23 protein-coding genes and 1 riboswitch are annotated in these 21746 nt (G+C 70.6%); of the genes, 13 read left to right on the top strand and 10 right to left on the bottom strand.

From position 1 onward, the window contains the following. Positions 1 to 8: 8 nt before the first annotated feature. The 3 genes from OG241_RS14735 to OG241_RS14725 all read left to right on the top strand — a co-directional run bounded on the left by OG241_RS14735 (position 9) and on the right by OG241_RS14725 (position 2591). The gene (locus OG241_RS14735) at positions 9 to 518 is read left to right on the top strand and encodes a DUF5304 domain-containing protein (protein ID WP_405815789.1); all 510 of its coding nucleotides are present in this window, start codon (positions 9 to 11) and stop codon (positions 516 to 518) included. 135 nt (positions 519 to 653) lie between these two features. After that, the gene (locus tag OG241_RS14730; protein ID WP_405815787.1) at positions 654 to 1607 is read left to right on the top strand and encodes an ROK family glucokinase; all 954 of its coding nucleotides are present in this window, start codon (positions 654 to 656) and stop codon (positions 1605 to 1607) included. A gap of 204 nt (positions 1608 to 1811) precedes the next feature. Then, entirely contained in the window at positions 1812 to 2591 is a 780-nt protein-coding gene (locus OG241_RS14725; RefSeq protein ID WP_405815785.1) for an endonuclease/exonuclease/phosphatase family protein, read from the top strand. 23 nt (positions 2592 to 2614) lie between these two features. Here the strand turns inward: OG241_RS14725 and OG241_RS14720 are convergent, their stop codons facing one another. Beyond that, positions 2615 to 3211 carry a hypothetical protein gene (locus OG241_RS14720; RefSeq protein WP_405815784.1) on the bottom strand — a complete coding sequence of 199 codons (597 nt, stop codon included), beginning with the start codon at positions 3209 to 3211 and terminating at the stop codon, positions 2615 to 2617. Beyond that, entirely contained in the window at positions 3204 to 4040 is an 837-nt protein-coding gene (locus OG241_RS14715; RefSeq protein WP_405826215.1) for an alpha/beta hydrolase, read from the bottom strand. Before OG241_RS14715 ends, OG241_RS14720 begins: the two co-directional genes overlap by 8 nt. Positions 4041 to 4229: 189 nt before the next feature. On the opposite strand from OG241_RS14715, the gene OG241_RS14710 reads away from it, so the two are divergent. The 4 genes from OG241_RS14710 (at position 4230) to OG241_RS14695 (ending at position 8142) form a co-directional block, all read left to right on the top strand. Further along, on the top strand, positions 4230 to 4970 hold the full coding sequence (locus OG241_RS14710) for a lysophospholipid acyltransferase family protein (RefSeq protein ID WP_405815782.1): 741 nt from the start codon (positions 4230 to 4232) through the stop codon (positions 4968 to 4970). Between the two features lie 32 nt (positions 4971 to 5002). Beyond that, positions 5003 to 6238 (top strand): MacS family sensor histidine kinase, encoded by a 1236-nt coding sequence (gene macS, locus OG241_RS14705; RefSeq protein ID WP_405815781.1) that lies wholly within the window; start codon positions 5003 to 5005, stop codon positions 6236 to 6238. 32 nt (positions 6239 to 6270) lie between these two features. Further along, entirely contained in the window at positions 6271 to 6963 is a 693-nt protein-coding gene (locus tag OG241_RS14700; protein ID WP_405826213.1) for a response regulator, read from the top strand. 150 nt (positions 6964 to 7113) lie between these two features. Further along, a complete protein-coding gene (locus OG241_RS14695) occupies positions 7114 to 8142 on the top strand; it encodes a 6-phosphofructokinase (protein ID WP_405815780.1) in 1029 nt (342 codons plus the stop codon). A 50-nt stretch (positions 8143 to 8192) separates the two neighbouring features. Here OG241_RS14695 and OG241_RS14690 read toward each other — a convergent pair whose 3' ends face one another. Next, on the bottom strand, positions 8193 to 10076 hold the full coding sequence (locus OG241_RS14690; RefSeq protein ID WP_405815779.1) for an anthranilate synthase family protein: 1884 nt from the start codon (positions 10074 to 10076) through the stop codon (positions 8193 to 8195). Between the two features lie 330 nt (positions 10077 to 10406). Here OG241_RS14690 and OG241_RS14685 point away from each other — a divergent pair, with 330 nt between their 5' ends. Together OG241_RS14685 and OG241_RS14680 are read left to right on the top strand one after the other, a co-directional pair. Next, on the top strand, positions 10407 to 11759 hold the full coding sequence (locus OG241_RS14685; protein ID WP_405815778.1) for a class II 3-deoxy-7-phosphoheptulonate synthase: 1353 nt from the start codon (positions 10407 to 10409) through the stop codon (positions 11757 to 11759). Positions 11760 to 11969: 210 nt separating this feature from the next. Next, complete coding sequence (locus OG241_RS14680) at positions 11970 to 12197, top strand: (2Fe-2S)-binding protein (RefSeq protein ID WP_319093537.1); 228 nt, start codon at positions 11970 to 11972, stop codon at positions 12195 to 12197. 19 nt (positions 12198 to 12216) lie between these two features. Here the strand turns inward: OG241_RS14680 and bfr are convergent, their stop codons facing one another. Further along, the gene (gene bfr, locus OG241_RS14675) at positions 12217 to 12696 is read right to left on the bottom strand and encodes a bacterioferritin (protein ID WP_319093538.1); all 480 of its coding nucleotides are present in this window, start codon (positions 12694 to 12696) and stop codon (positions 12217 to 12219) included. A 187-nt stretch (positions 12697 to 12883) separates the two neighbouring features. On the opposite strand from bfr, the gene OG241_RS14670 reads away from it, so the two are divergent. Next, a complete protein-coding gene (locus OG241_RS14670; RefSeq protein WP_405815777.1) occupies positions 12884 to 13531 on the top strand; it encodes a sulfite oxidase-like oxidoreductase in 648 nt (215 codons plus the stop codon). Between the two features lie 26 nt (positions 13532 to 13557). On the opposite strand, the gene OG241_RS14665 is transcribed toward OG241_RS14670, so the two are convergent. The 6 genes from OG241_RS14665 to thiO form a co-directional block, all read right to left on the bottom strand. Continuing rightward, a complete protein-coding gene (locus OG241_RS14665; RefSeq protein ID WP_405815776.1) occupies positions 13558 to 14031 on the bottom strand; it encodes a DUF4396 domain-containing protein in 474 nt (157 codons plus the stop codon). A 91-nt stretch (positions 14032 to 14122) separates the two neighbouring features. Continuing rightward, on the bottom strand, positions 14123 to 14992 hold the full coding sequence (locus tag OG241_RS14660; protein ID WP_405815775.1) for a deoxyribonuclease IV: 870 nt from the start codon (positions 14990 to 14992) through the stop codon (positions 14123 to 14125). A gap of 34 nt (positions 14993 to 15026) precedes the next feature. Beyond that, on the bottom strand, positions 15027 to 16997 hold the full coding sequence (gene pknB / locus OG241_RS14655; protein WP_405815774.1) for a Stk1 family PASTA domain-containing Ser/Thr kinase: 1971 nt from the start codon (positions 16995 to 16997) through the stop codon (positions 15027 to 15029). A gap of 211 nt (positions 16998 to 17208) precedes the next feature. Beyond that, positions 17209 to 18003: a thiazole synthase gene (locus OG241_RS14650; protein ID WP_405815773.1), complete on the bottom strand. Its 795-nt coding sequence runs from the start codon at positions 18001 to 18003 to the stop codon at positions 17209 to 17211. Positions 18004 to 18006: 3 nt separating this feature from the next. After that, positions 18007 to 18207: a sulfur carrier protein ThiS gene (gene thiS / locus OG241_RS14645; protein ID WP_405815772.1), complete on the bottom strand. Its 201-nt coding sequence runs from the start codon at positions 18205 to 18207 to the stop codon at positions 18007 to 18009. Continuing rightward, a complete protein-coding gene (thiO, locus tag OG241_RS14640; RefSeq protein ID WP_405815771.1) occupies positions 18204 to 19367 on the bottom strand; it encodes a glycine oxidase ThiO in 1164 nt (387 codons plus the stop codon). Before thiO ends, thiS begins: the two co-directional genes overlap by 4 nt. Continuing rightward, positions 19365 to 19477: riboswitch (TPP riboswitch) on the bottom strand. It overlaps the preceding gene by 3 nt. Before the next feature lie 51 nt (positions 19478 to 19528). Between thiO and OG241_RS14635 the strand changes: the two genes are divergently transcribed. The 3 genes from OG241_RS14635 (at position 19529) to OG241_RS14625 (ending at position 21660) form a co-directional block, all read left to right on the top strand. Then, positions 19529 to 19900: a hypothetical protein gene (locus OG241_RS14635; protein ID WP_405815770.1), complete on the top strand. Its 372-nt coding sequence runs from the start codon at positions 19529 to 19531 to the stop codon at positions 19898 to 19900. 53 nt (positions 19901 to 19953) lie between these two features. After that, positions 19954 to 21192 carry an NAD(P)/FAD-dependent oxidoreductase gene (locus OG241_RS14630; protein ID WP_405815769.1) on the top strand — a complete coding sequence of 413 codons (1239 nt, stop codon included), beginning with the start codon at positions 19954 to 19956 and terminating at the stop codon, positions 21190 to 21192. A 96-nt stretch (positions 21193 to 21288) separates the two neighbouring features. Beyond that, positions 21289 to 21660: an Rv2175c family DNA-binding protein gene (locus OG241_RS14625; RefSeq protein ID WP_006383044.1), complete on the top strand. Its 372-nt coding sequence runs from the start codon at positions 21289 to 21291 to the stop codon at positions 21658 to 21660. Positions 21661 to 21746: the final 86 nt, after the last annotated feature.

Raw genomic sequence — 21746 nt, 5'->3', positions numbered from 1 at the left:
AGTCCGCCATGAGCGAAGAGCGCCCCACATTCGACGCCGCTCGGGGGGAGGCGCCCGACGAGGCAGCGTACGAGAGGCCCCACACCGACGCCGACGCGTGGGCGAAGGCCTGCGCCGAGGACCTCGAAGCGGAGAAGGCGCGCCGCCGGGCCCAGTACGGCCCGCCGCCCGGCTCCGCCGCCGAGGAGCTGCGCAAACTCGTCGACGCGGTCTCGGACAAGCTGTCGTCCCTCCAGTCACCGCTGCTCGGCGCGGTCGCCCAGGGCACCGCCCAGCAGGTGGTGCGGCAGGTCGTCCAGCAGGCCAAGGCCGCCGTCGAACCGATGATCGAGCGCAACCCGGACGTCTTCGACCACCTGGCAGCCGCGGGCAACGAACTGCTCGCCGCCTACCGCTCGGCCGCCCAGTCCCAGGAACGCCGCTGGACGACCCGGGAGGCCGAGCGCGCGCGGAACCGAGGCGAGGACGGCGGCGAGGGAACCGGCTCGGGCTCCGGCGAACGCATCGACCTGGACTGACACCCACCGACACCGCCACTGAGACCCCTCAGCCACGTCCCGCCGGGCCCGCCCACCGTACGGACGACGGGAACCCGGAGACAGTGCCTCGGGTACCGTTGCCCGTAGCGGGGCTCCACCGAAACTGAGGGATTCATGGGACTCACCATCGGCGTCGATATCGGCGGCACGAAGATCGCGGCCGGCGTGGTCGACGAGGAAGGCAACATCCTCTCGACCCACAAGGTGCCGACCCCGGGCACGCCCGAGGGCATCGTGGACGCCATCGCCGCCGCCGTCGAGGGCGCGCGCGCCGGGCACGAGATCGTGGGCGTCGGCATCGGCGCCGCCGGATACGTGAACCGCCAGCGATCCACGGTCTACTTCGCGCCCAACATCGACTGGCGCGAGGAACCGCTGAAGGACAAGGTCGAGGCACGCGTGGGCCTGCCGGTCGTCGTCGAGAACGACGCGAACGCGGCGGCGTGGGGCGAGTACAAGTTCGGCGCGGGCAAGGGCCACCGCAACGTCATCTGCATCACCCTCGGCACCGGCCTCGGCGGCGGCATCATCATCGGCAACAAGCTGCGCCGCGGCCACTTCGGCGTGGCCGCCGAGTTCGGCCACATCCGCGTGGTCCCGGACGGGCTGCTGTGCGGCTGCGGCAGCCAGGGCTGCTGGGAGCAGTACGCGTCCGGGCGCGCCCTCGTCCGGTACGCCAAGCAGCGCGCCAACGCGACCCCCGAGAACGCGGAGCTGCTCCTCTCCCTCGGTGACGGCACCCCCGATGGCATCGAGGGCAAGCACATCTCGATGGCCGCGAGACAGGGCGACGCGGTCGCCGTCGACTCGTACCGTGAACTGGCCCGCTGGGCCGGCTCCGGCCTCGCCGACCTGGCCTCCCTCTTCGACCCCTCCGCCTTCATCGTCGGCGGCGGCCTCTCGGACGAGGGCGAACTGGTCCTCGACCCCATCCGCAGGTCCTACAAGCGCTGGCTGGTGGGCGGCAACTGGCGCCCGGTCGCCGAGGTAATCGCCGCCCAACTGGGCAACAAGGCAGGCATGGTAGGCGCAGCAGACCTGGCCCGCGAGCCCGACCCGATCATGTAAACCCCGCCCATACCTGTACCTGCTCGCGGTCCCCTTACAAGGGGGCCGCGAGCAGTCGCTTTTAGGGGCGCGGGACTGTATTTGATATGCGGCTACCGCCGCGTGGGCGCGGCAAGCCACAGCGTGCCGTCAGACGGCCAACCACCGCACCTCCCACGGCGAGTTCGCGACATCCCCTTACCCCACCTCCGTATCTTGACCACCATGGCGACGAACCCCCCGCTCCCCTCCCCTCGTACAGACCCCGACGGTTCCGCCGTCATCCGAGTCCTCACCTACAACATCCGCTCGATGCGCGACGACACCACCGCCCTCGCAAGAGTCATCACCGCCTGCACCCCCGACCTCGTCCTCATCCAAGAAGCCCCCCGCTTCTTCCGCTGGCGCAAGAAACTCGCCCGCCTCGCAGCCGCCTCCGGCCAGGTACTCCTCACCGGCGGTGCCACCGCGGCCGGCCCCGCCGTGCTCTGCTCCCTGCGGGCGACCGTCGAACACACCGAGGACGTCCTCCTCCCCCTCACCCCCGGCCAGCACAGGCGCGGCTTCGCGACGGCGGTCGTCCGCTTCGGGGATGCCCGGCTCGGCGTACTGAGCTGCCACCTCAGCCTGCAGAAGGACGAGCGGTACGAGCAGTCGGGCCTGCTCCTCGACCGCCTCGCCGCGCTGGACGTACCGCACGCCGTCGCGGGCGGCGACCTGAACGAACGCCCCACCGGGCGCAGCTTCCGGCGCCTGGCCGCCGGCCTCCAGGACTGCTGGACCACCGCCCCCTGGGGTACGGAGTTCACCTCGACGCCCACCGACCCCCACCAGCGGATCGACGCCATCCTGGCCACGCCCGGCATCGAGGTCCTCGGCTGTGGGGTGCCGACGGGTCTTCCCGGCGTGACGGAGACAGACCTGAGGGCGGCCACGGACCACCTGCCGGTCCTGGCCGCCCTCAGAATCCCCGCGTCCCGGACTCCTGGAACGTCCCCGGAGTAGGACAGTGAGCCGGACGGTGGTCGTCAGACCACCGCGCCCCGCCCCGGATCCCCCTCGTCGTCCTCGTCGCCCTTCATCCGCATCACCAGCGTCGCGAAACCGCCGAGGAACCCGCCGATGGCCAGCGTCGTCAGCCACCAGGTCATGTCCCAGCCCAGGAGCACGGCGAGCATCAGCAGCACCGGACCACCGAGCACCGCCAGCCAGGCGAACCGGGCGGTCGTGTCGGAGGCCGGCAGCGGAGGCGGCTCCGGCGGCACGAAGTGGCCCTCGTCGTCATCGTCGAAGTCGTCCTCCGACGCGTCCGGCGCCGAGTAGTCGCGCGGGCCGCCGACGCCCGGGGCGAAGGCGACGGAGCTGCCCAGCGGCTTCACGGGCTGACCGTCGCCCTTGGCCACCTTGTCGGCGTTGCCCTTGGGGTCGGGGTCGACCGCGTCACCCGAGTCGTCGTTGGTGTCCGGTTCGAGCAGCGCCAGATCCTCGACGGACTTGAACGGCTTGGCGCCCGGCGGGTCCGGCGGCTCGTCGCCGTACGCCTCCACGATCGCGGCCCACGCGGCCGCCTCGTCGAAGGGCACACCTTTCTCCTCCGGCTCGCGGTCGGAGTCGTGCTCAGCCACCCGTGGCCGTCCCTTCCTGCTGCCCCACTTGGTCTCCCTGCCGGCTCTGGCGCGGCACCCGCGCATCGGACTCCTTGCCGGCCGCGGGTGCGAGCCGGAGGACGAACGCGTGGCTCTCCTCGAAGATCCTGTCCGCATCATGGTCCAACGTCGCGACGTGGTAGCTCTGTTCCAGCACGATCTCCGCGACGTCCGTGGACGACACCCGGCTCAGCACCCGGGCCGAGTCCACCGCCGGCACCACATGGTCCGCCCGGCTGCGCAGCAGCAGCATCGGCTGGGTGACCTGCGGCAGCTCGCTGTCGACCAGGCGGTAGAACGTCCGCATCGAGTGCGCCGCGTGCAGCGGAATCCGGGGGTAGCCGACCTCGGCGACGCCCTCCTTCTTGATGTCGCTCACGATCCCGGCCACCGAGGGGACGAGATGACGCACCACCGGAAGGGCGTACGCGGCAAGACCGTGCACCTTGTTCGCAGGGTTGACGACCACGATGCCGCTGATCCGGTCGCCGTACTGCGCGGCGAGCCGCAGGGTCAGCGCGCCGCCCATGGACAGGCCGAAAACGAACACCTGGGTGCAGCGCTCCAGCAGGGCGCGCAGCTCGCGGTCCACCTCCGCGTACCAGTCCTGCCAGCCGGTGAGCTGCATGTCCTCCCAGCGCGTGCCGTGCCCGGGCAGCAGCGGCAGCGAGACGGTCAGTCCGCGCTCGGCGAGGTACTCCGCCCACGGGCGCAGCGACTGCGGGGAACCGGTGAAACCGTGGCAGAGCAGGACTCCGACCTCCCCGCCCTCATGGCGGTACGGCTCGGCTCCAGGAAGGACCGGCACCATCGGTCTCCTGTTCATGGGGTGAGTGACTGGGGTGGGTGATCACGCAGGGAAGCCACGAGGCTTCGAGGCGTACTTCACCGTACGCGACCGCACTGACACCGACCAGGGCCGTCGGATTCTTTGACAGTGCTGCGGGTTAAGGTCTGATCCACAGACACAGGAGGCAGTCGGTTGTTGTACGGCGCGATGAAGGTTTCCGTCGGGGTGCCACTGAAGGTCGCCTTCAGGCCCTGGGTGGAAGGCCTGGAGAACGTTCCGGCCGACGGCCCGGCGATCCTGGCGAGCAACCATCTGTCCTTCTCCGACTCGTTCTTCCTCCCCGCGGTCCTCGACCGCAAGGTCACCTTCATCGCGAAGGCCGAGTACTTCACGACCCCGGGTCTCAAGGGCCGGCTGACCGCCGCCTTCTTCAAGGGCGTCGGCCAGCTCCCCGTGGACCGCTCCGGGGCGCGCGGCGCGGGCGAGGCCGCCATCAAGAGCGGGGTCGACGTCATCGAGCGCGGTGAGCTGTTCGGCATCTACCCGGAGGGCACCCGCTCGCCCGACGGCCGCCTCTACCGGGGCAAGCCCGGCGGCCTCGCGCGCGTGGCACTGGCCACCGGGGCGCCGGTCATCCCCGTGGCGATGATCGACACCGAGAAGATCCAGCCGCCGGGCAAGGTGATGCCCAAGCTGATGCGCCCCGGCATCCGTATCGGCAAGCCTCTCGACTTCAGCCGGTACAACGGCATGGAACACGACCGCTTCGTGCTCCGGGCCGTGACCGACGAGGTCATGTACGAGATCATGAAGCTCTCCGGCCAGGAGTACGTCGACATCTACGCGTCGGCCGCCAAGCGCCAGATCGCGGAGGCGGCGAAGGCGGAGAAACAAGCGGAGAAGCAGGCGCAGAAAGCCCTGGAGAAGGAACGGTCGGGCAACAAATAGCGGTGCCGGGGGGCGGGTTCGGGGTGGGGGACATGGCCGTACGTGAGAGAGCCGGACGTCCGAAGGTCATGCGGATGTCGGTCGAGCAGCCGCTGTGGCGTGCGCTCAGCGGGTACCGCGTCCTGACGATGCTGTACGCGATCGGGTTCGCCGCCAACGGGTACGAGGGGTTCGTCCGGCCCTGGGTGGCCGTCGTCTACTTCGTCGTGCTGTTCGTCTGGACCCTCGCGACGCTGCCCAGGGTGGCCAACGCGGCCAGCTGCACGAAGCGGTTCCTCGCCGCCGACCTCACCGTCGCGCTCACCGGGATCCTCCTCACGCCCATCGCCGACGCCCACGAGAGGGTCGCCTCGGGCGGTCCCACGCTGCCGTCGATATGGACGGCCGGTTCCGTGCTGGCCTTCGCGATCAAGGGCGGCTGGCGCTGGGCGGCCTTCGCCTCGACACTGGTCGCCGTCGTGAACCTGATCGAGCGCGGCACCCCGGCCCGCGACACCGTCCACAACGTGGTCCTGGTGTGGGTCGCCTCCATCGCCATCGGGTACGTCGTCGAGGTCGCCCGCGCCTCCGAGCGCACCCTCGCCCGCGCCCTGGAGATCGAGGCCGCGACCCGTGAACGGGAGCGGCTGGCCCGGGACATCCACGACAGCGTCCTGCAGGTACTGGCGATGGTGCAGCGGCGTGGTGCCGTGCTCGGCGGCGAGGCGGGGGAACTGGGTCGGATGGCCGGCGAGCAGGAGGTCGCGCTGCGCGCTCTCGTCTCCGGCGGCCTCGTACCGGAGTCAGGGGCCTCGGCGTCCGGGACGGTCGTGCCCGCTGCGGGGGAGTCGGCGCCGGACTCGCCGGACCCGGTGGACCTGCGCACCCTGCTCGTGCCGTACGCCACCTCGACGATCACGCTTTCCGAGCCCGGCGCCCCCGTACCGCTCGCCCGGGCCGCCGCCAAGGAGCTGGCCGCCGCGGTCGGCGCCGCCCTGGACAACGTACGGAAGCATGCCGGGGAGAGTGCCCGGGCCTGGATCCTCGTCGAGGACGAGCCGGACTCGGTCGTCGTGACCGTGCGCGACGACGGGCCGGGCATCCCGGACGGGCGGCTCGCGCAGGCCGAGGGCGAGGGGCGGCTCGGCGTGGCCCAGTCGATCCGCGGCCGACTGCGCGACCTCGGCGGCGACGCCGAACTGATCTCGGTGCCGGGGCAGGGCACCGAGGTCGAACTGACGGTACCGAAGGACACCGGAACGGCACGGGGGAAGGCGGAGCGGCGATGACGGACACCGAGAACGAGAACGCGAACGAGGCCATGGGCGGGAGCGGGGAGGTTGGCCAAGGCCCCCTCAGGGTCATGGTGGTGGACGACCACCCCATGTGGCGCGACGCGGTCGCCCGCGACCTGGCCGAGTCCGGGTTCGACGTGGTCGCCACGGCGGGCGACGGAGAACAGGCCGTGCGCCGTGCCCGCGCCGTCACACCGGACGTGCTCGTGCTCGACCTGAACCTGCCCGCCAAGCCCGGCGTCCAGGTCTGCAAGGAGCTCGTCGGGTTCAACCCCGCCCTGCGCGTCCTGGTCCTCTCGGCGAGCGGCGAACACGCGGACGTCCTGGAGGCGGTGAAGTCGGGCGCGACCGGCTATCTGCTCAAGTCGGCCTCGACCGAGGAACTCGTCGACGCGGTGCGCCGTACGGCGGTCGGCGACCCCGTGTTCACCCCGGGGCTGGCCGGTCTGGTCCTCGGTGAGTACCGCCGGCTGGCCTCCGACCCGGATCCGGTCGCGGGCACCGACGAGCCCAGGGCCCCGCAGCTCACCGACCGGGAGACGGAGGTGCTGCGGCTGGTCGCCAAGGGGCTGAGCTACAAGCAGATCGCCGAACGCCTGGTCATCTCCCACCGCACGGTCCAGAACCACGTCCAGAACACCCTGGGCAAGCTGCAGCTGCACAACAGGGTGGAACTGGTGCGGTACGCCATACAGCGCGGCCTCGACGACGACGAATAGATCGCGCCCGTATCCCGTATCCCGCATGCCGGTCCGGCCGAGATCAACTACCGCACAATTCACCGGAATTGACCTTCCCGCCCATCCCAAAGTGACCTGCATCACCATTAGCGTGAGCTTGGCAGGCATCCGCGGCGAAGGGACACTTCCATGCGCGTCGGAGTACTCACCGGAGGCGGCGACTGCCCCGGGCTCAACGCCGTCATCCGGGCCGTCGTCCGCAAGGGCGTACAGGAGTACGAGTACGAGTTCGTCGGCTTCCGGGACGGCTGGCGAGGTCCGCTGGAGGGCGCCGCCGTGCGCCTCGACATCCCCGCCGTGCGCGGCATCCTCCCGCGCGGCGGCACCATCCTCGGCTCCTCACGGACCAATCCCCTCAAGCAGGAGAACGGCATAGCCCGTATCCGGGAGAACCTCGCCTCGATGGGCGTCGACGCACTCATCGCCATCGGCGGCGAGGACACCCTCGGCGTCGCGGCCCGCCTCAACGACGAGTACGGGGTGCCGGTCGTCGCCGTACCGAAGACGATCGACAACGACCTGTCCGCCACCGACTACACCTTCGGCTTCGACACCGCGGTCGGCATCGCGACGGAGGCGATCGACCGTCTGCACACCACCGCCGAGTCGCACATGCGCGTCCTCGTCTGCGAGGTGATGGGCCGCCACGCCGGCTGGATCGCCCTCCACTCCGGCCTCGCCGGCGGCGCCAACGTCATCCTCATCCCCGAACAGCGCTTCGACACCGAGCAGGTGTGCGCCTGGGTGACCTCGCGCTTCAGGTCCTCGTACGCCCCGATCGTGGTCGTCGCGGAGGGCGCCATGCCCAAGGACGGCGACATGGTGCTGAAGGACCAGACCCTCGACTCCTTCGGGCATGTACGCCTGTCCGGCGTCGGCGAATGGCTGGCCAAGGAGATCGAGAAACGGACCGGCAAGGAGGCGCGCACCACGGTGCTGGGCCACATCCAGCGCGGTGGCACCCCCAGCGCCTTCGACCGCTGGCTCGCCACCCGCTTCGGCCTGCACGCCATCGAGGCGGTCCGCGACGGCGACTTCGGCAAGATGGTCGCTCTGCGCGGCACGGACATCGTCCGCGTCCCGATCGCGGAGGCCACGGCAAAACTCAAGACGGTCGACCCGAAGCTGTACGACGAGGCCGGCGTCTTCTTCGGCTGACCGCCCCGCGCCGAAGGGCGCCCGGGCTCGCGACCGGGCGCCCTTCCGCCTCACCCCAGGGTGCCCGCACCCCGCAGCCGGCCCATCAACTCCCGTACGACAGCGGCCCCGTTCAGCGTCAGCACCGACTCCGGATGGAACTGCACACCCGCGAACCCGGGCCCCCGCAGGGCGTGCACCTCCCCGCTCGCGCTCCGGCTGACCTCGACCCCGTGCGCCGCCAGCTCGCCGGCCGCCTCGTCGTCGCAGTGCGCCACGAAGCTGTTGTAGAAGCCGACGGTCTCCGCCCGCCCGAACAGATCGATCTCCGTCTGCGCGCCCTGGTAGGGGACCTCCTTGCGTACGATCCCCAGCCCCAGCTCCGCCGCGATCAGCTCGTGCCCGAGACAGACCCCGAGGACACCGTGCCGGTGGTCCCGCACGACCTCGGCGGTCAGTTCACGCAGGAACCGCATCTTCGGGTCGGCCGGGTCGCCCGGATCACCGGGGCCGGGGCCGAGAACCAGCGGCCCTTCATGTCGTACGACGGCGTCCCGCAGCCCCGGTTCGTCGTAGCGCCGCACGGTCACATCGAGGCCCGACGAGCGCAGGACGTGCGCGAGCATCGCCGTGAAGGTGTCCTCGGCGTCGACGACCAGCGCGTGCCCGGTCAGCTCCCGCGTCTGTTCCTGCATCCGCAGCCAGAACGGCGCCAGCGAGGCCCTCCGCCCGTCCAGCGCGTCCCGCACCCGTGCGTCGTCCATCAGCCGCGGCCGTACGCCCGCCTCCCGGGCCCTCCCCGGTACGACACCGAGGGCGGCCAGCACCCCGGCCGCCTTGGCGTGGGTCTCGGCGACCTCGCCCGCCGGGTCCGAGCCACGGACGAGTGTGGCGCCGACCGGCACCCGCAGCCGTCCGTCCGGCGCGATGTCGGCGGTCCGGATGAGGATCGGCGAGTCGAGGGTCTGGGCACCGACAGCCCCCTCCCGCCCACCACCCGAGTCTCGCCCGACCAGCGCCAGCGCACCGGCGTAGTACCCACGCCCGCCGACCTCGTGGCGCTCGATCACCCGGCAGGCGTTCTGCACGGGCGACCCGGTCACGGTCGCCGCGAACATGGTCTCCTTCAGGACCTCCCGCACATCCAGCGAGGACCGCCCCCGCAACTCGTACTCCGTGTGCGCGAGATGGGCCATCTCCTTCAGCCGGGGCCCCACCACGACCCCGCCCATGTCGCCGACGGTGCACATCATCTTGAGCTCCTCGTCGACGACCATCGACAGCTCCTCGATCTCCTTGCCGTCGGCGAGGAAGGAGAGCAGATGCTCGGGGGTCGGGCCCTCGGCCGGATAGCGGTACGTGCCGCTGATCGGGTTCATGACCACGGTCCCGCCCGACATCCGGACGTGCACCTCGGGGCTGGCCCCCACCAGCGTGCGCTCACCGGTGTGCACGACGAAGGTCCAGTACGCACCCCGTTCCCCGACCAGCAGCCGCCGGAACAGCGCGAGAGCGTCGGCGCGTCCGAACCCCGGGATCTCACCCTCGTACGTCCGCCGGATGACGAAGTTCGCCCCCTCGCCCCGCCCGATCTCCTCCCGCAGCACCCGCCCGACGATGTCCGCGTACTCCTCGTCACCGACGTCAAAGCCACCGCCCTCCACCCGCACGTCATGCGCGGGGAGCTGGGCCAGCGCCTCCTCCAGCGGGAGTTCGTGACTCTCCTCGGGTGTGAGCACCGAGAGCGGGGTGCCGTCGTCGCGGACGTCGAAGCCGCGCTCGCGGATCTGGCGGAAGGGGATGAGGGCGAGTCCCTCGTCGGGGATGTCGGCGAGCCGGTCGTACGTGGTCACCGGGCCGAGCAGCAGTTCGACCATGTCGTGATCGTGGCCGGGGGTGCGGCGGCGGAGCAGGGCGAACGGGCGGTCGTCGTGCAGGAGCCGGTCAAGGCGCATGGTTCCTCGTTCCTCATCCATCGTCGGTGGAGTGGGAGGAACGGCCCGGCGCGGAAGTCCGCGAAAACACCGAAGGCCGCCCCTCGGGCGGCCTTCGCGAAGTCTTGTGTACGCGCGAGTCAGTGGGCCGCCGAGTGAGCGGGCCACCACCAGTTCTGGTTCTGGGTCGAGTGCGCGAACATGCGACGGACCATACACCACAGGACGCGGGCAGATCATGAACCGGCATGCGGACCGGCCATTCCGCTCACCGGACCCGAACGAGCGAACCCCGTCTCACTTGATGAGCAGGCGGATGGACGCCCGACACGACCCCGTAATGTTGGGGCCGTGACCGTGAACGCTAAGACCAGCGCCAGCGCTGGCAACACCTGGCGAGACCTGCCCGCGGCGCAGCAGCCCGAGTACCCCGACACCGAGGCTCTGCGCGCAGTCGTTGCGGACCTCGAGTCGTATCCGCCGCTCGTCTTCGCGGGCGAGTGCGATCAGCTGCGCGCCCGGATGGCGGCCGTCGCCAAGGGAGAGGCGTTCCTCCTCCAGGGCGGCGACTGCGCCGAGTCCTTCGACGCCGTCGGAGCCGACCACATCCGCGCGAAGCTGAAGACCCTCCTCCAGATGGGCGCCGTCCTCACGTACGCGGCCTCCGTGCCGGTTGTGAAGGTCGGCCGGATCGCCGGCCAGTACTCGAAGCCGCGCTCCAAGGGCACCGAGACCCGTGACGGCGTGACCCTGCCGACGTACCGCGGTGACTCGGTCAACGGCTTCGACTTCGACGAGAAGTCCCGGATCCCGGACCCCGAGCGCCTGAAGCGGATGTACAACGCGTCCGCCTCCACGCTCAACCTGGTCCGCGCCTTCACCACGGGTGGGTACGCGGATCTGCGCCAGGTGCACGCCTGGAACCAGGACTTCGTGAAGTCGTCCCCGTCCGGCCAGCGGTACGAGCAGCTGGCCCGCGAGATCGACAACGCGCTGAACTTCATGCGCGCCTGCGGGACGGACCCGGCCGAGTTCCAGACGGTCGAGTTCTACTCCTCGCACGAGGCGCTGCTGCTGGACTACGAGTCGGCGCTGACCCGCGTCGACTCCCGCACCGGACGGCTGTACGACGTCTCGGCGCACATGGTGTGGATCGGTGAGCGCACCCGGCAGCTGGACGGCGCGCACATCGAGTTCGCCTCCAGGATCCGCAACCCGATCGGCATCAAGCTCGGCCCGACGACGACGGCCGAGGAGGCGCTGCAGTACATCGAGCGTCTCGACCCGGACCGTGAGCCGGGCCGGCTGACCTTCATCGTCCGGATGGGCGCCGACAAGGTCCGCGACAAGCTGCCCGAGCTGGTCGAGAAGGTCACCGCCTCGGGCGCGACCGTCGCCTGGATCACCGACCCGATGCACGGCAACACCTACGAAGCGGCCTCCGGTCACAAGACCCGCCGCTTCGACGACGTGCTCGACGAGGTCAAGGGCTTCTTCGAGGTCCACAAGGAGCTGGGTACGCACCCCGGCGGTATCCATGTGGAGCTGACGGGCGACGACGTCACCGAGTGCGTGGGCGGCGGCGACGAGATCTTCGTCGACGACCTGCACCACCGCTACGAGACTGCCTGTGACCCCCGGCTGAACCGCAGCCAGTCGCTCGACCTGGCGTTCCTCGTCGCCGAGATGTACCGGGACCAGTAACCGTCCACGGGTAGCAGATCACCAGCTGTCGCGCCTGTTACCGGCGCGTGCCATGGGGCGCGGATCACATACGATCCGCGCCCCACAGCACTTTTCGGGCACCGGCGATCCGGGTAAGGTTAGGTTTGCCTCACCGATCAAGCGGAGGTCTGCGGACACCCTTGGTCTCGGTACGGCATGGCCTTTGTACCCCGTCGGGAGGTGACCCGCGTGTTCGTCTGCAACTGCTTCGGAGTGACCGAGGCACAGGTGAAGAAGCATGCGGCGGACGGCGCCTGCACTCCCCGGCAGATAGCGTCGGCCTGCAAGGCGGGCACGGACTGCGGCTCGTGCGTACGACGTATCCAGGCACTGCTGGGCAGGGGGGCCTACCCGACCCGTGGGCTCGTGGACGAGGGCGCGCCGGTCCTGGCCGAACAGCTGGACGAAGCGGCCTGACCCCTGCGGGACGGAGCTCTCAGCTCTCCGGCTGCTCGATCAGCTGCGCGATGTAGAGCGCCTCGCCGAGCTTCTCCACCAGCTCCAGCTGGGTGTCCAGGTAGTCGATGTGGTGCTCCTCGTCCGCGAGGATCGACTCGAAGATGTTCGCGGACGTGATGTCGCCCTTGCCGCGCATGACCTCGACACCGCGCTTGAGGCGGTCGATCGCCTCGACCTCGACCTGCCGGTCCGCCTGGAACATCTCCGTGAGCGTCTGTCCCACCCGCACATGGAAGAGCCGCTGGTAGTTCGGCAGGCCCTCCAGGAACAGGATGCGGTCGGTGAGGATCTCCGCGTGCTTCATCTCGTCGATCGACTCGTGCCGCGTGTACTTCGCGAGCTTCGTCCAGCCGAAGTTCTCCTGCATTTTCGCGTGCAGGAAGTACTGGTTGATCGCCGTGAGTTCGGCGGTCAGCTGCTCGTTGAGGAATTCGATGACCTCGGGGTCGCCCTGCATCGCAGAGGCTCCTTCCAAGCGGGGGGGAACTGGGGAGGTTGCCGCCGAATGATTGCATCGCCAACGAAGATCGTCCAGTAAGTGCGTACTTAGTAAGTAAGGGCATGCTTAGTCCAAATTATCCGGACTTGCTGGACTCCGGACGGCCTGGTCATGCGCGGTCTTCGGGGTCTGTCAGGATGGAGTCATGGGTCAGCCGGTGGAAAATGGATCGGGAGAGCGCGATTCAGGAGGTGCGGCGCAGCCCGAATTGCCGCCGGGGCAGCGCATGCAGCGCGGCTGGCCGGTCACCCATTACGGGCCGGTTCCCAAATTCCGCCCCGAGCGCTGGGAGTTCAGGGTTTTCGGCGCCACCGCCGACGGTGAGAAGCACTGCTGGAACCACGCGGAGTTCACTGCCCTTCCGTACGCGTCCGTCATGGCCGACCTGCACTGCGTCACGAAGTTCAGCATGCTCGGCGCCGAGTGGGGCGGAATTCCGGCGCGGACGATCATCGAGGCCGCTCCGCCGGCCGCCGAGGTCACGCATGTCATGGTCTGGGCGGAATACGGCTTCAGCTCGAATCTCCGACTGGCCGACTTCGTCTCCGACCGCACGATCTTCGCCACCCACAAGGACGGCGAACTCCTCACCGCGGAACACGGCTTCCCGCTTCGGCTGGTGGTGCCGCACCTGTACGCCTGGAAGGGCCCCAAGTGGGTGCGCGGGGTCGAGTACATGACCGCCGACCGTCGCGGCTTCTGGGAAGAGCGCGGCTACCACAACGTCGGCGACCCCTGGCGCGAGCAGCGCTACTCGTACCAGGAGGAGCCGGGCGACGGCCCCGAGCTCTGAGGCTCCGAGCCGCCGGGGTCGGTGGGTCAGTGGTGGTACTGGTGCATGACCGCGTGGCCCTTGCCGCGGCCGATCGTCCACTTGTTGACGGGCGTGGTGACGACGAAGGCGATGGCCAGTGAGATCGCCAGCGCGCCCCAGAACAGCAGGTCGTCGAGTTGGGCGTCCATCGCCCCCGGCCACAGCACGATCACGCCGTTGTCGACCAGCTCCATCACGGCGATCGACAGGGTGTCCGCGGCCAATGCCACCCGGACGGCCGTACGGAGGCCGACGCCGGCCTTCAGGACGCCGCGCAGGGTGAGCGAGTAGCCGAAGACGAAGGCCAGCACGATCGCCAGCACGGTGGTGGGCAGGTTCCCCCAGCCGAACGCCGTGCCGACGACCATGCCGAGCACCTCGCCGATGGCGCAGCCGGTGAGGCAGTGCAGGGTGGCCTGGACGGCCACGGCCCAGGGCGCGGCCGGTGCGTGCTGGTGTGCGTGTGTCTCGTGTTCCATGGGTACCCCCGGTGTCACGTGGTCACGGTTGCCTGCACTCGCCAGCAATATACCCCCAGGGGGTATTCCCGTATTCCGCTATCCGTATCCGCTACCCGTCCCGGAGTTTCTTCAGCCGCTCCACGTCCGCCGCGTGCCCCTCCTTGCCGCCGGGCGTCTCGATGATCAGCGGTACGCCCTCGGTCGCGGGGTGCGTCATCAGCGCGCGGAAGGGGTCCTCGCCGATGTGGCCCGCGCCGATGTTCTCGTGCCGGTCCTTGTGCGCGCCGACCACGTCCTTGGAGTCGTTGGCGTGGATCAGCCTGAGCCGCCCCTCGCCGACGGTGTCCACGAGCAGGTCGAGGGTCTGGTGCATACCGCTGGGCCCGGTCAGGTCGTGCCCGGCGGCGAAGATGTGGCAGGTGTCGAGACAGACGCCGAGCCTGGGATGGGCGTCGAGCGCCTCGAAGTACGGCCCGAAGTCCCAGGTGCGCGAGCAGAGGGAGGAGCCCTGCCCGGCGGTCGACTCCAGGAGCAGATACGGGTCGTCGTCATGGGTGAGCTCGTCGAGCAGCGGCAGCAGATGCTCCCGTACCTGCTTGAGCGCCACGGACCGGTCCCGCCCGCCGGTCGCGCTCCCGGTGTGCACCACCACGCCCAGCGCGCCGATCTCCCGCCCGCGCCGCAGCGAGTGCCGCAGCGACTCCACGGACCGCTCGACGGTCGCCTCGGTGTGCGAGCCGAAGTTGATCAGATACGGGGCATGGACGTACGCCGGGATCGAGCCCTCGGCGCAGGCCGCCCGGAACTCCTCGTCCTGCCGGGGATTACCGACGGGTGTCGCCCAGCCGCGCGGGTTGGCGACGAAGACCTGCACGGTCTCGGCCAGGAGGTCACGGGCGTAGGACAGGCCGACGGAGTGGAGACCGCCGGCCACGGGCACATGGCCGCCGACGGGGTTGCGGAGCTGCTTGCTGGTCACCCTTTCAGGGTGTCACGCGGCGCTCCGCGTCCCGTCAGCGGATCGTGATGGTGATCTTCGACCCCTTGGGGGCGGTGTCCCCGCCGTCCACGGACTGCTTCTTCACCGTGTCGCCGAAGAGCCCGAGGAGCCCACGGTCCTCGTCGACCGTGAACCCGGCCCCCTCCAGGGCCGCCCTCGCATCGTCGACGCTGTCACCCACGACGTCCGGGACCTCGATCATCTCGGGGCCCTTGGAGACCGTCAGCGTGACCGTGTCGCCCTCGGCCGCCTCGCTGCCGCCCACCGGGGACTGGACGGCGACCTGACCCTGCTCGAACTCGTCCGAGGTGACGGTCCTGGTGGCGACCTCGACCTTGAGCCCCGCCTCCTCCAGCTCGGCCTGCGCGTCGGCGAGGCTCGCGCCGGTGACGTCGGAGACCTCCACAGGGCTGCCCTTGCTGACGACGAGGGCGACCGCGGAACCCGCGCGCCGCTCGGTGCCGGGATCCGGGCTCGTGCTGATCACGGAACCCCGGGGCACCTCCTCGCTGAACTCCCGGGTGACCATCCCCGGCTCCAGACCGTCGCGCTTCAGCGCGGCCCGGGCCTTGTCGAGGCGGTACCCCGAGAGCTGGGGCACCGGTACGGTCTCCGGCCCCCTGGAGATGGTGAGCGTCACGGTGTCGTGGTCCCGGATGCGCTCGCCGACCTCCGGGTCGGTGCTGATGACGCTGCCGCGCTTCACCGTGTCGCTGTAGGCCGACTTGACGTTGGACTCGAGCCCGGCGGCCGAGATCCGGGCCTCGGCATCCGCCCGGGTCTGCGACAGCACCGCCGGGACCCGCGTGAACTGCCCGGAGTTGATGTACCAGACGCCCGCGCCCACACCGAGGACGAGGAGCACGGCGACGAGGACGGCGATCGGCGTACGCCGTCTCCGGTCCCGCCCGGCCCGCCGGGAGACCGGGGCGGCCTCCGGGGCGGCGACGGCACCCAGCAGGCTGGTCCGGTGGGCCCCGCCGGTCCGATCGAAGTGCTGCCGGCCGCCCGGGGAGTCGTCCTCGTTGACGGGCAGGGGCCGCGCGACGGACAGCGTCCGCGGGATGACGCTCGTCAGGTCCTCGGCGTTGTCGTGCGCCGACGCGACGGCCTGCGGTGGTACGGCGTCCAACTGCTCGGCGTCGAGCGAGCCGCGCGTCTCCAGGACCTGGGAGAGCAGCGCCACGGCGTCGTACGGGCGGATGTCCGCGTTGCGCGCGGTGGCCGAGGCGACCAGCGCGTCCAGCTCGAAGGCCAGCCCCGGTACGAGGGACGAGGGCGGCGGCACGTCCTCGTGCAGATGCTTGTAGAGCACCAGCGCGGGGGAGTCGCCGTAGTGCGGCTGGTCGCCGGTCAGCATCTCGTAGAGGACGATGCCGCAGGCGTACACGTCGACCCGGGGATCGGCGGTGCCGTTCTCGATCTGCTCGGGCGCGAGATAGGAGACGGTGCCGAGGACGGAGCTCGTCGTGTTGGTGACCGTGTCCACGGCCCGCACGAGCCCGAAGTCGGCGACCTTGACCCGCCCGTCGTCCCCTATCAGCACGTTCTCGGGCTTCATGTCGCGGTGCACGAACCCGGCCCGGTGCGCGGCGCCGAGGGCGGCGAGCACGGGCTCCAGGATGTCCAGCGCGGCCCTCGGCTGGAGCGCTCCGCGCTCGCGCAGCACGTCACGCAGGGTGCAGCCGGCGATGTACTCCATGGCGAGATAGACGTACGACCCGTCGGCGCCCTGGTCGAAGACCTGTACGACGTTGGGGTGCGCGAGCCGGGCCACGGACTTCGCTTCCCGGATGAACCGCTCGACGAAGGACACGTCGGCGGCGAGCGTCGGATGCATCACCTTGAGGGCGAGCACACGGTCGAGGCGGGTGTCCACGGCCCGGTAGACCGTGGCCATCCCACCGACCGCGATCCGCGCGTCGACGCGATAGCGGCCGTCGAGCACCTGCCCGACGAGAGGGTCCTGAAGGGTCGTATCCACGCAGGTGAGTGTACGAGCCGCCGCTGACAAGGCCGCAGTTTCAGCCAGGAATGCACAGGAAAGCAGCGGGACTGAGGCGAACCTGTGACGCAGATCCCAGCGGAAGGCCGCCGACGACGCCAAGCCCCCACAGGAGAGCTCCACCTGTAAACGGGCTGGAAACGGGCGGTGCGCGGGTGGGAGATCAAAGGGCAGTGAAAGCAGAGGGCACCTAGAAAGCAGGCCGCTCCGGATCCAACGCGGCCAGCCCGGCAACAGGCGACGACGCCTCAGCAAAGTGCCGCCGAGGTATCCGACCCGCCCGGTATGCCAACCGCCCCGCCGAAACCCCGTACCGCATCCCCTCCGCCATCAGCACAGGCTCCTGCGCCCGCGTTACGGCCGACGCCAGCATCACCCCCGCACACCCCAACTCCATCGCCAACGCCACATCCGACGCCGTCCCCGCCCCCGCGTCCAGAATCACCGGCACACGCGCGTGCTCCACGATCAGCTGGAAGTTGTGCGGGTTGCGAATCCCCAGCCCCGACCCGATCGGCGACCCCAGCGGCATGACCGCCGCGCACCCCACGTCCTCCAGCTTCCGCGCCAGTACCGGGTCGTCGTTCGTGTACGGCAACACCGTGAACCCGTCCTCCACCAGCACCTCCGCCGCGTCCAGCAGCTCGACCGGATCCGGCAGCAGCGTCCGCTCGTCGGCGATGACCTCCAGTTTCACCACGTCCGTACCGAGTGCCTCCCGGGCCAGCCGAGCCGTCAGCACGGCCTCTCCGGCGGTGAAGCATCCCGCGGTGTTGGGCAGTACCTGGATGCCGAGGCGCTCCAGCACCGACAGCACCGACCCGTGCACCGACGGGTCGACGCGCCGCATCGCGACCGTCGTCAGCTCCGTGCCGGAGGCCACCAGCGCCCGCTCCAGCACGTCGAGGCTGGGCGCACCCCCCGTACCCATGATCAGCCGGGACGCGAAGGTCGTACCACCGAGGACAAAGGGATCGTCGGCCATGGCTCAGCCTCCCTGGACGGCGGTGAGGACTTCGACGCGGTCTCCCTCGGAGAGGGTGGTCGCCGACCACCGCGCGCGCGGGACGACGGTTTCGTTGAGCGCGGCGGCCACCCCGGAGGGCGCCGGGGTGAGGGTCCGCACCAGAGCGTCGAGCGCGGTGTCCGCGGAGACCTCGCGCCGTACGCCGTTCACCAGGATGTTCATACGAGCTGCTCCATGCGTACGGTGTCGAACCGGCGGGGCGTGAAGGCCCGGGCCTCGGCGGGCAGTTCACCGGTGGCCAGGACGGTGGCCATCGCGTCTCCCGTGACCGGCGTCAGCAGCACCCCGTTCCGGTAGTGGCCCGTGGCCAGCAGAAGCCCCTCCAGTGCGGTCGGGCCGAGCAGCGGCGCGTTGTCCGGGGAGCAGGGGCGCAGTCCGGCCCGCGTCTCCGTCAACGGCAGCTCGGTGATCCCGGGGACGAGTTCATGGGCGTCGCGCAGCAGTTCGTACACGCCGCCCGCCGTGACGGTCGTGTCCCAGCCCAGCTCCTCGCTCGTCGCCCCGACGACCAGCTCCCCGTTCTCGCGCGGCACCAGATAGACCTGGCTCCCCCGCACCACGGCCCGGACGGTCCGGCTCAGGAACGGCGCGTACCGCTTCGGCACGGTCACCCGCAGGACCTGCCCCTTCACGGGCCGTACGGGCGGCAGAACGGCCTCCGGGACCCCTGCGAGGCGTCCGCTGAGGCTGCCCCCGGCCAGCACGATCGATCCGGCGGCCAGTTCGTCGCCGGCGGAGTCGGTGACCGCGGCGGCTCGTCCCCGCCGTACGTCGAGCCGTTCGGCCCACGTCCGGCGCAGCACCACGCCGGTCCGCTCACAGGCGTCCACCAGCGCCCCGGCCAGCCGTCGCGGGTCGATCTGGTGGTCGCCGTCCACCCGGAGCCCCCCGCGCACGCCCGGCGCGAGCATCGGCTCCAGGCGCCGGCATTCGCGCCCGGAGAGCCACTCCGACTCCAGACCCGACCGCTGCTGCAGCGCGTGCAGTTCGCGCAGTTCGGCGCGGTCGTCGGCGTCGAGCGCGACGGCGAGTGTGCCGCAGCGGCGGTAGCCGAGGTCGTGGCCGGTCAGCTCGGTGAGCTCGGCCACGAAGTCCGGATAGCGGCGGGCCGACTCCAGGTTGAGCCCCAGCAGGGTCTGCTCGCCGTGGTGCAGCTCCGTGACGGCGGCCAGCATGCCGGCCGCCACCTGTGCGGCCCCACCGCCGGGCACGGGATCCACGACGGTCGTGGCGAGCCCGCGCTGAGCGGCCCGCCAGGCCGTCACCAGCCCGATGATCCCGCCTCCGACGACAACGACGTCCGAGGTGTGCGTACGCGACATGGGCGTCCAGCCCCTCCCTTCGCCGGCATGACCCGGATCAGGTTCGTACGGTCGGAGGCCGCCCAGCCTCCCTCTCAGCCCGGTGCGTCCGGGCTCCCGCGAGTGCTTACGCTGGCCACCCTAGCCCGCAGACCAACTCACGTGTAAGGGAGCCTCCGCCCATGCCCCGCTCGCTCGACGGCCTCGTCCTCGCCCCGGTCACGGACCAGGCGCCAGGCCAGGTGGGTACGCGCACCCGGTTCACCTACCACGAGCGGGACGGCGAGATCTGGGCCGAGTACACGGGCGGAGATGTCGTACGCGGCCGTCTCGTGGGTACGCGGGAAGGTGACCGTCTCGACTTCCGGTACGTGCAGCTGAAGCACGACGGGACGACCTCCTCCGGCCACTGTGTCTCCGAGGTGACCGAACTGCCTGACGGGCGGGTGCGGTTGGCGGAGACCTGGGAGTGGGAGTCACAGGCGGGCAGCGGGACGAGCGTGGCGGAGCAGGTCGAACAGGTTGAACGAGTCGAGCGCGCGGGTGTGCAGTAGGTCACTTACCGCGCCCACTGACTGACAATTTGTCAGTTGTCTATGGTGATCGAGTGAGTGAGCAGACGCAGGCACAGGGCGCAGAAGGCGGGTCGCGGCCGCGACGTGTGGTCGTCGTGGGCGCGGGCATGGCCGGGGTGCAGACCGCGGTCGCGCTGCGGGAGCAGGGGTTCACCGGCACCGTCACACTCCTCGGCGCCGAACCCCATCAACCGTACGACCGGCCGCCGTTGTCCAAGGCCGTCCTGCTCGGCAAGGCGGAGGGCTCCGCCTTCGACGTCGACTTCGAGGCCCTCGACATCGAACTGCTGCTCGGGCGCGAGGTGCTGGGCGTCCGCGCCGGCGAACACGAGCTGGACACCGCGGAGGGACCGGTCCCGTACGACGTCCTGGTGCTCGCGACCGGCGCCGAACCGATCCGGCTGCCGGGCACCGAGGGCGTCCCCGGTGTGCATCTGCTGCGCACCCTCGACGACGCCGAGCGGCTGCGGCCCGTCCTCGCACGCCAGCACGACATCGTGGTCGTCGGGGCCGGCTGGATGGGTGCCGAGTTCGCCACCGCCGCGCGCGAGGCAGGCTGCGCCGTCACCGTCGTCGAGGCCGCCGACCGGCCGCTCGCGGGCGCCCTGCCCGCCGAGGTGGCCGCGCCGATGGCCGCCTGGTACGCCGACAGCGGCGCCTCGTTGCGCACCCACGCGCGCGTGGCACGCGTCGAGCCCGGCGCGGTGGTGCTCGACGACGGCTCACGGCTGCCCGCGGGCGCCGTCGTCGTCGGCATCGGCGCCCGCCCGGCCACCGGCTGGCTCGTGGGCTCGGGAATCGCCCTGGGCGACCACCGGGAGGTCGTCGCCGACGACCACCTGCGCACCTCCGCGGCGGACGTCTACGCGGTCGGCGACTGCGCCTCCTTCCCTTCGGGAAGGTACGGCCGGCGCCTTCTGGTCCACCACTGGGACAACGCCCTCCAGGGACCCCGAACGGTCGCCGCGAACATCATCGGGGAGTCCCCGGCGGCCTACGATCCGGTCCCGTACTTCTGGTCGGAGCAGTTCGGCCGTTTCGTCCAGTACGTCGGCCACCACCAGTCCGCCGACACCACCCTGTGGCGCGGTGACCCGTCCGGCCCCGCCTGGACGGTCTGCTGGCTGCGGGAGGGCCGCCTGGTCGCCCTGCTGGCCGTGGGCCGCCCCCGCGACCTGGCCCAGGGGCGCCGACTGGTCGAGGCGGGCTCTCTGATGGACGCCGAGGCGCTGACCGACCCGTCCAGGCCGCTGAAGGCGGCCACGGCCTAGTCCGACCGGGCTCGACGCGGCCTCGACGCCACCGTAACGGCCCAGGTCGCAGGGGCCCGGCTTCCGACTGTCAGTGCGGGATGGCAGGCTTGTCCCGTGACCGAGATTGACGCAAAGACCGATGCTCTCGTCCCTGCCTGGCTCACGCTGCCCGACATCGCGGAAATCCTCGATATCGAGGTGACGCGCGTCCGGCAGCTGGTCAAGGAGGGCCAAGTGATCGCCGTACGCCGTGGCGAGAACCGTGCGCTGCACGTGCCCGCCGCATTTATCGACGGGGTCGAGCAGAAGGTCGTCAAGGGCCTCACCGGCACCCTGACGCTCCTGCGGGACGACGGCTTCTCCGACGAGGAGATGCTGGAGTGGCTCTTCACTCCCGACCCGAGCCTGCCCGGCACCCCCGCGCAGGCCCTCAGTGAGAATCGCGGCACGGAGGTGAAGCGCCGCGCCCAGGCGCTCGCCGTCTGAGCCGACCAGCCGTTCGGTGTGCGGACCGCGATCCGCACACCGCCACACCACGCAGGGGCGCGCCCGGGAGAACACCCCAGGGGCGC

Source organism: Streptomyces sp. NBC_01390 (assembly GCF_045040105.1).
Lineage (GTDB): Bacteria > Actinomycetota > Actinomycetes > Streptomycetales > Streptomycetaceae > Streptomyces.
This window is presented reverse-complemented; position numbering and strand designations above follow the sequence as displayed.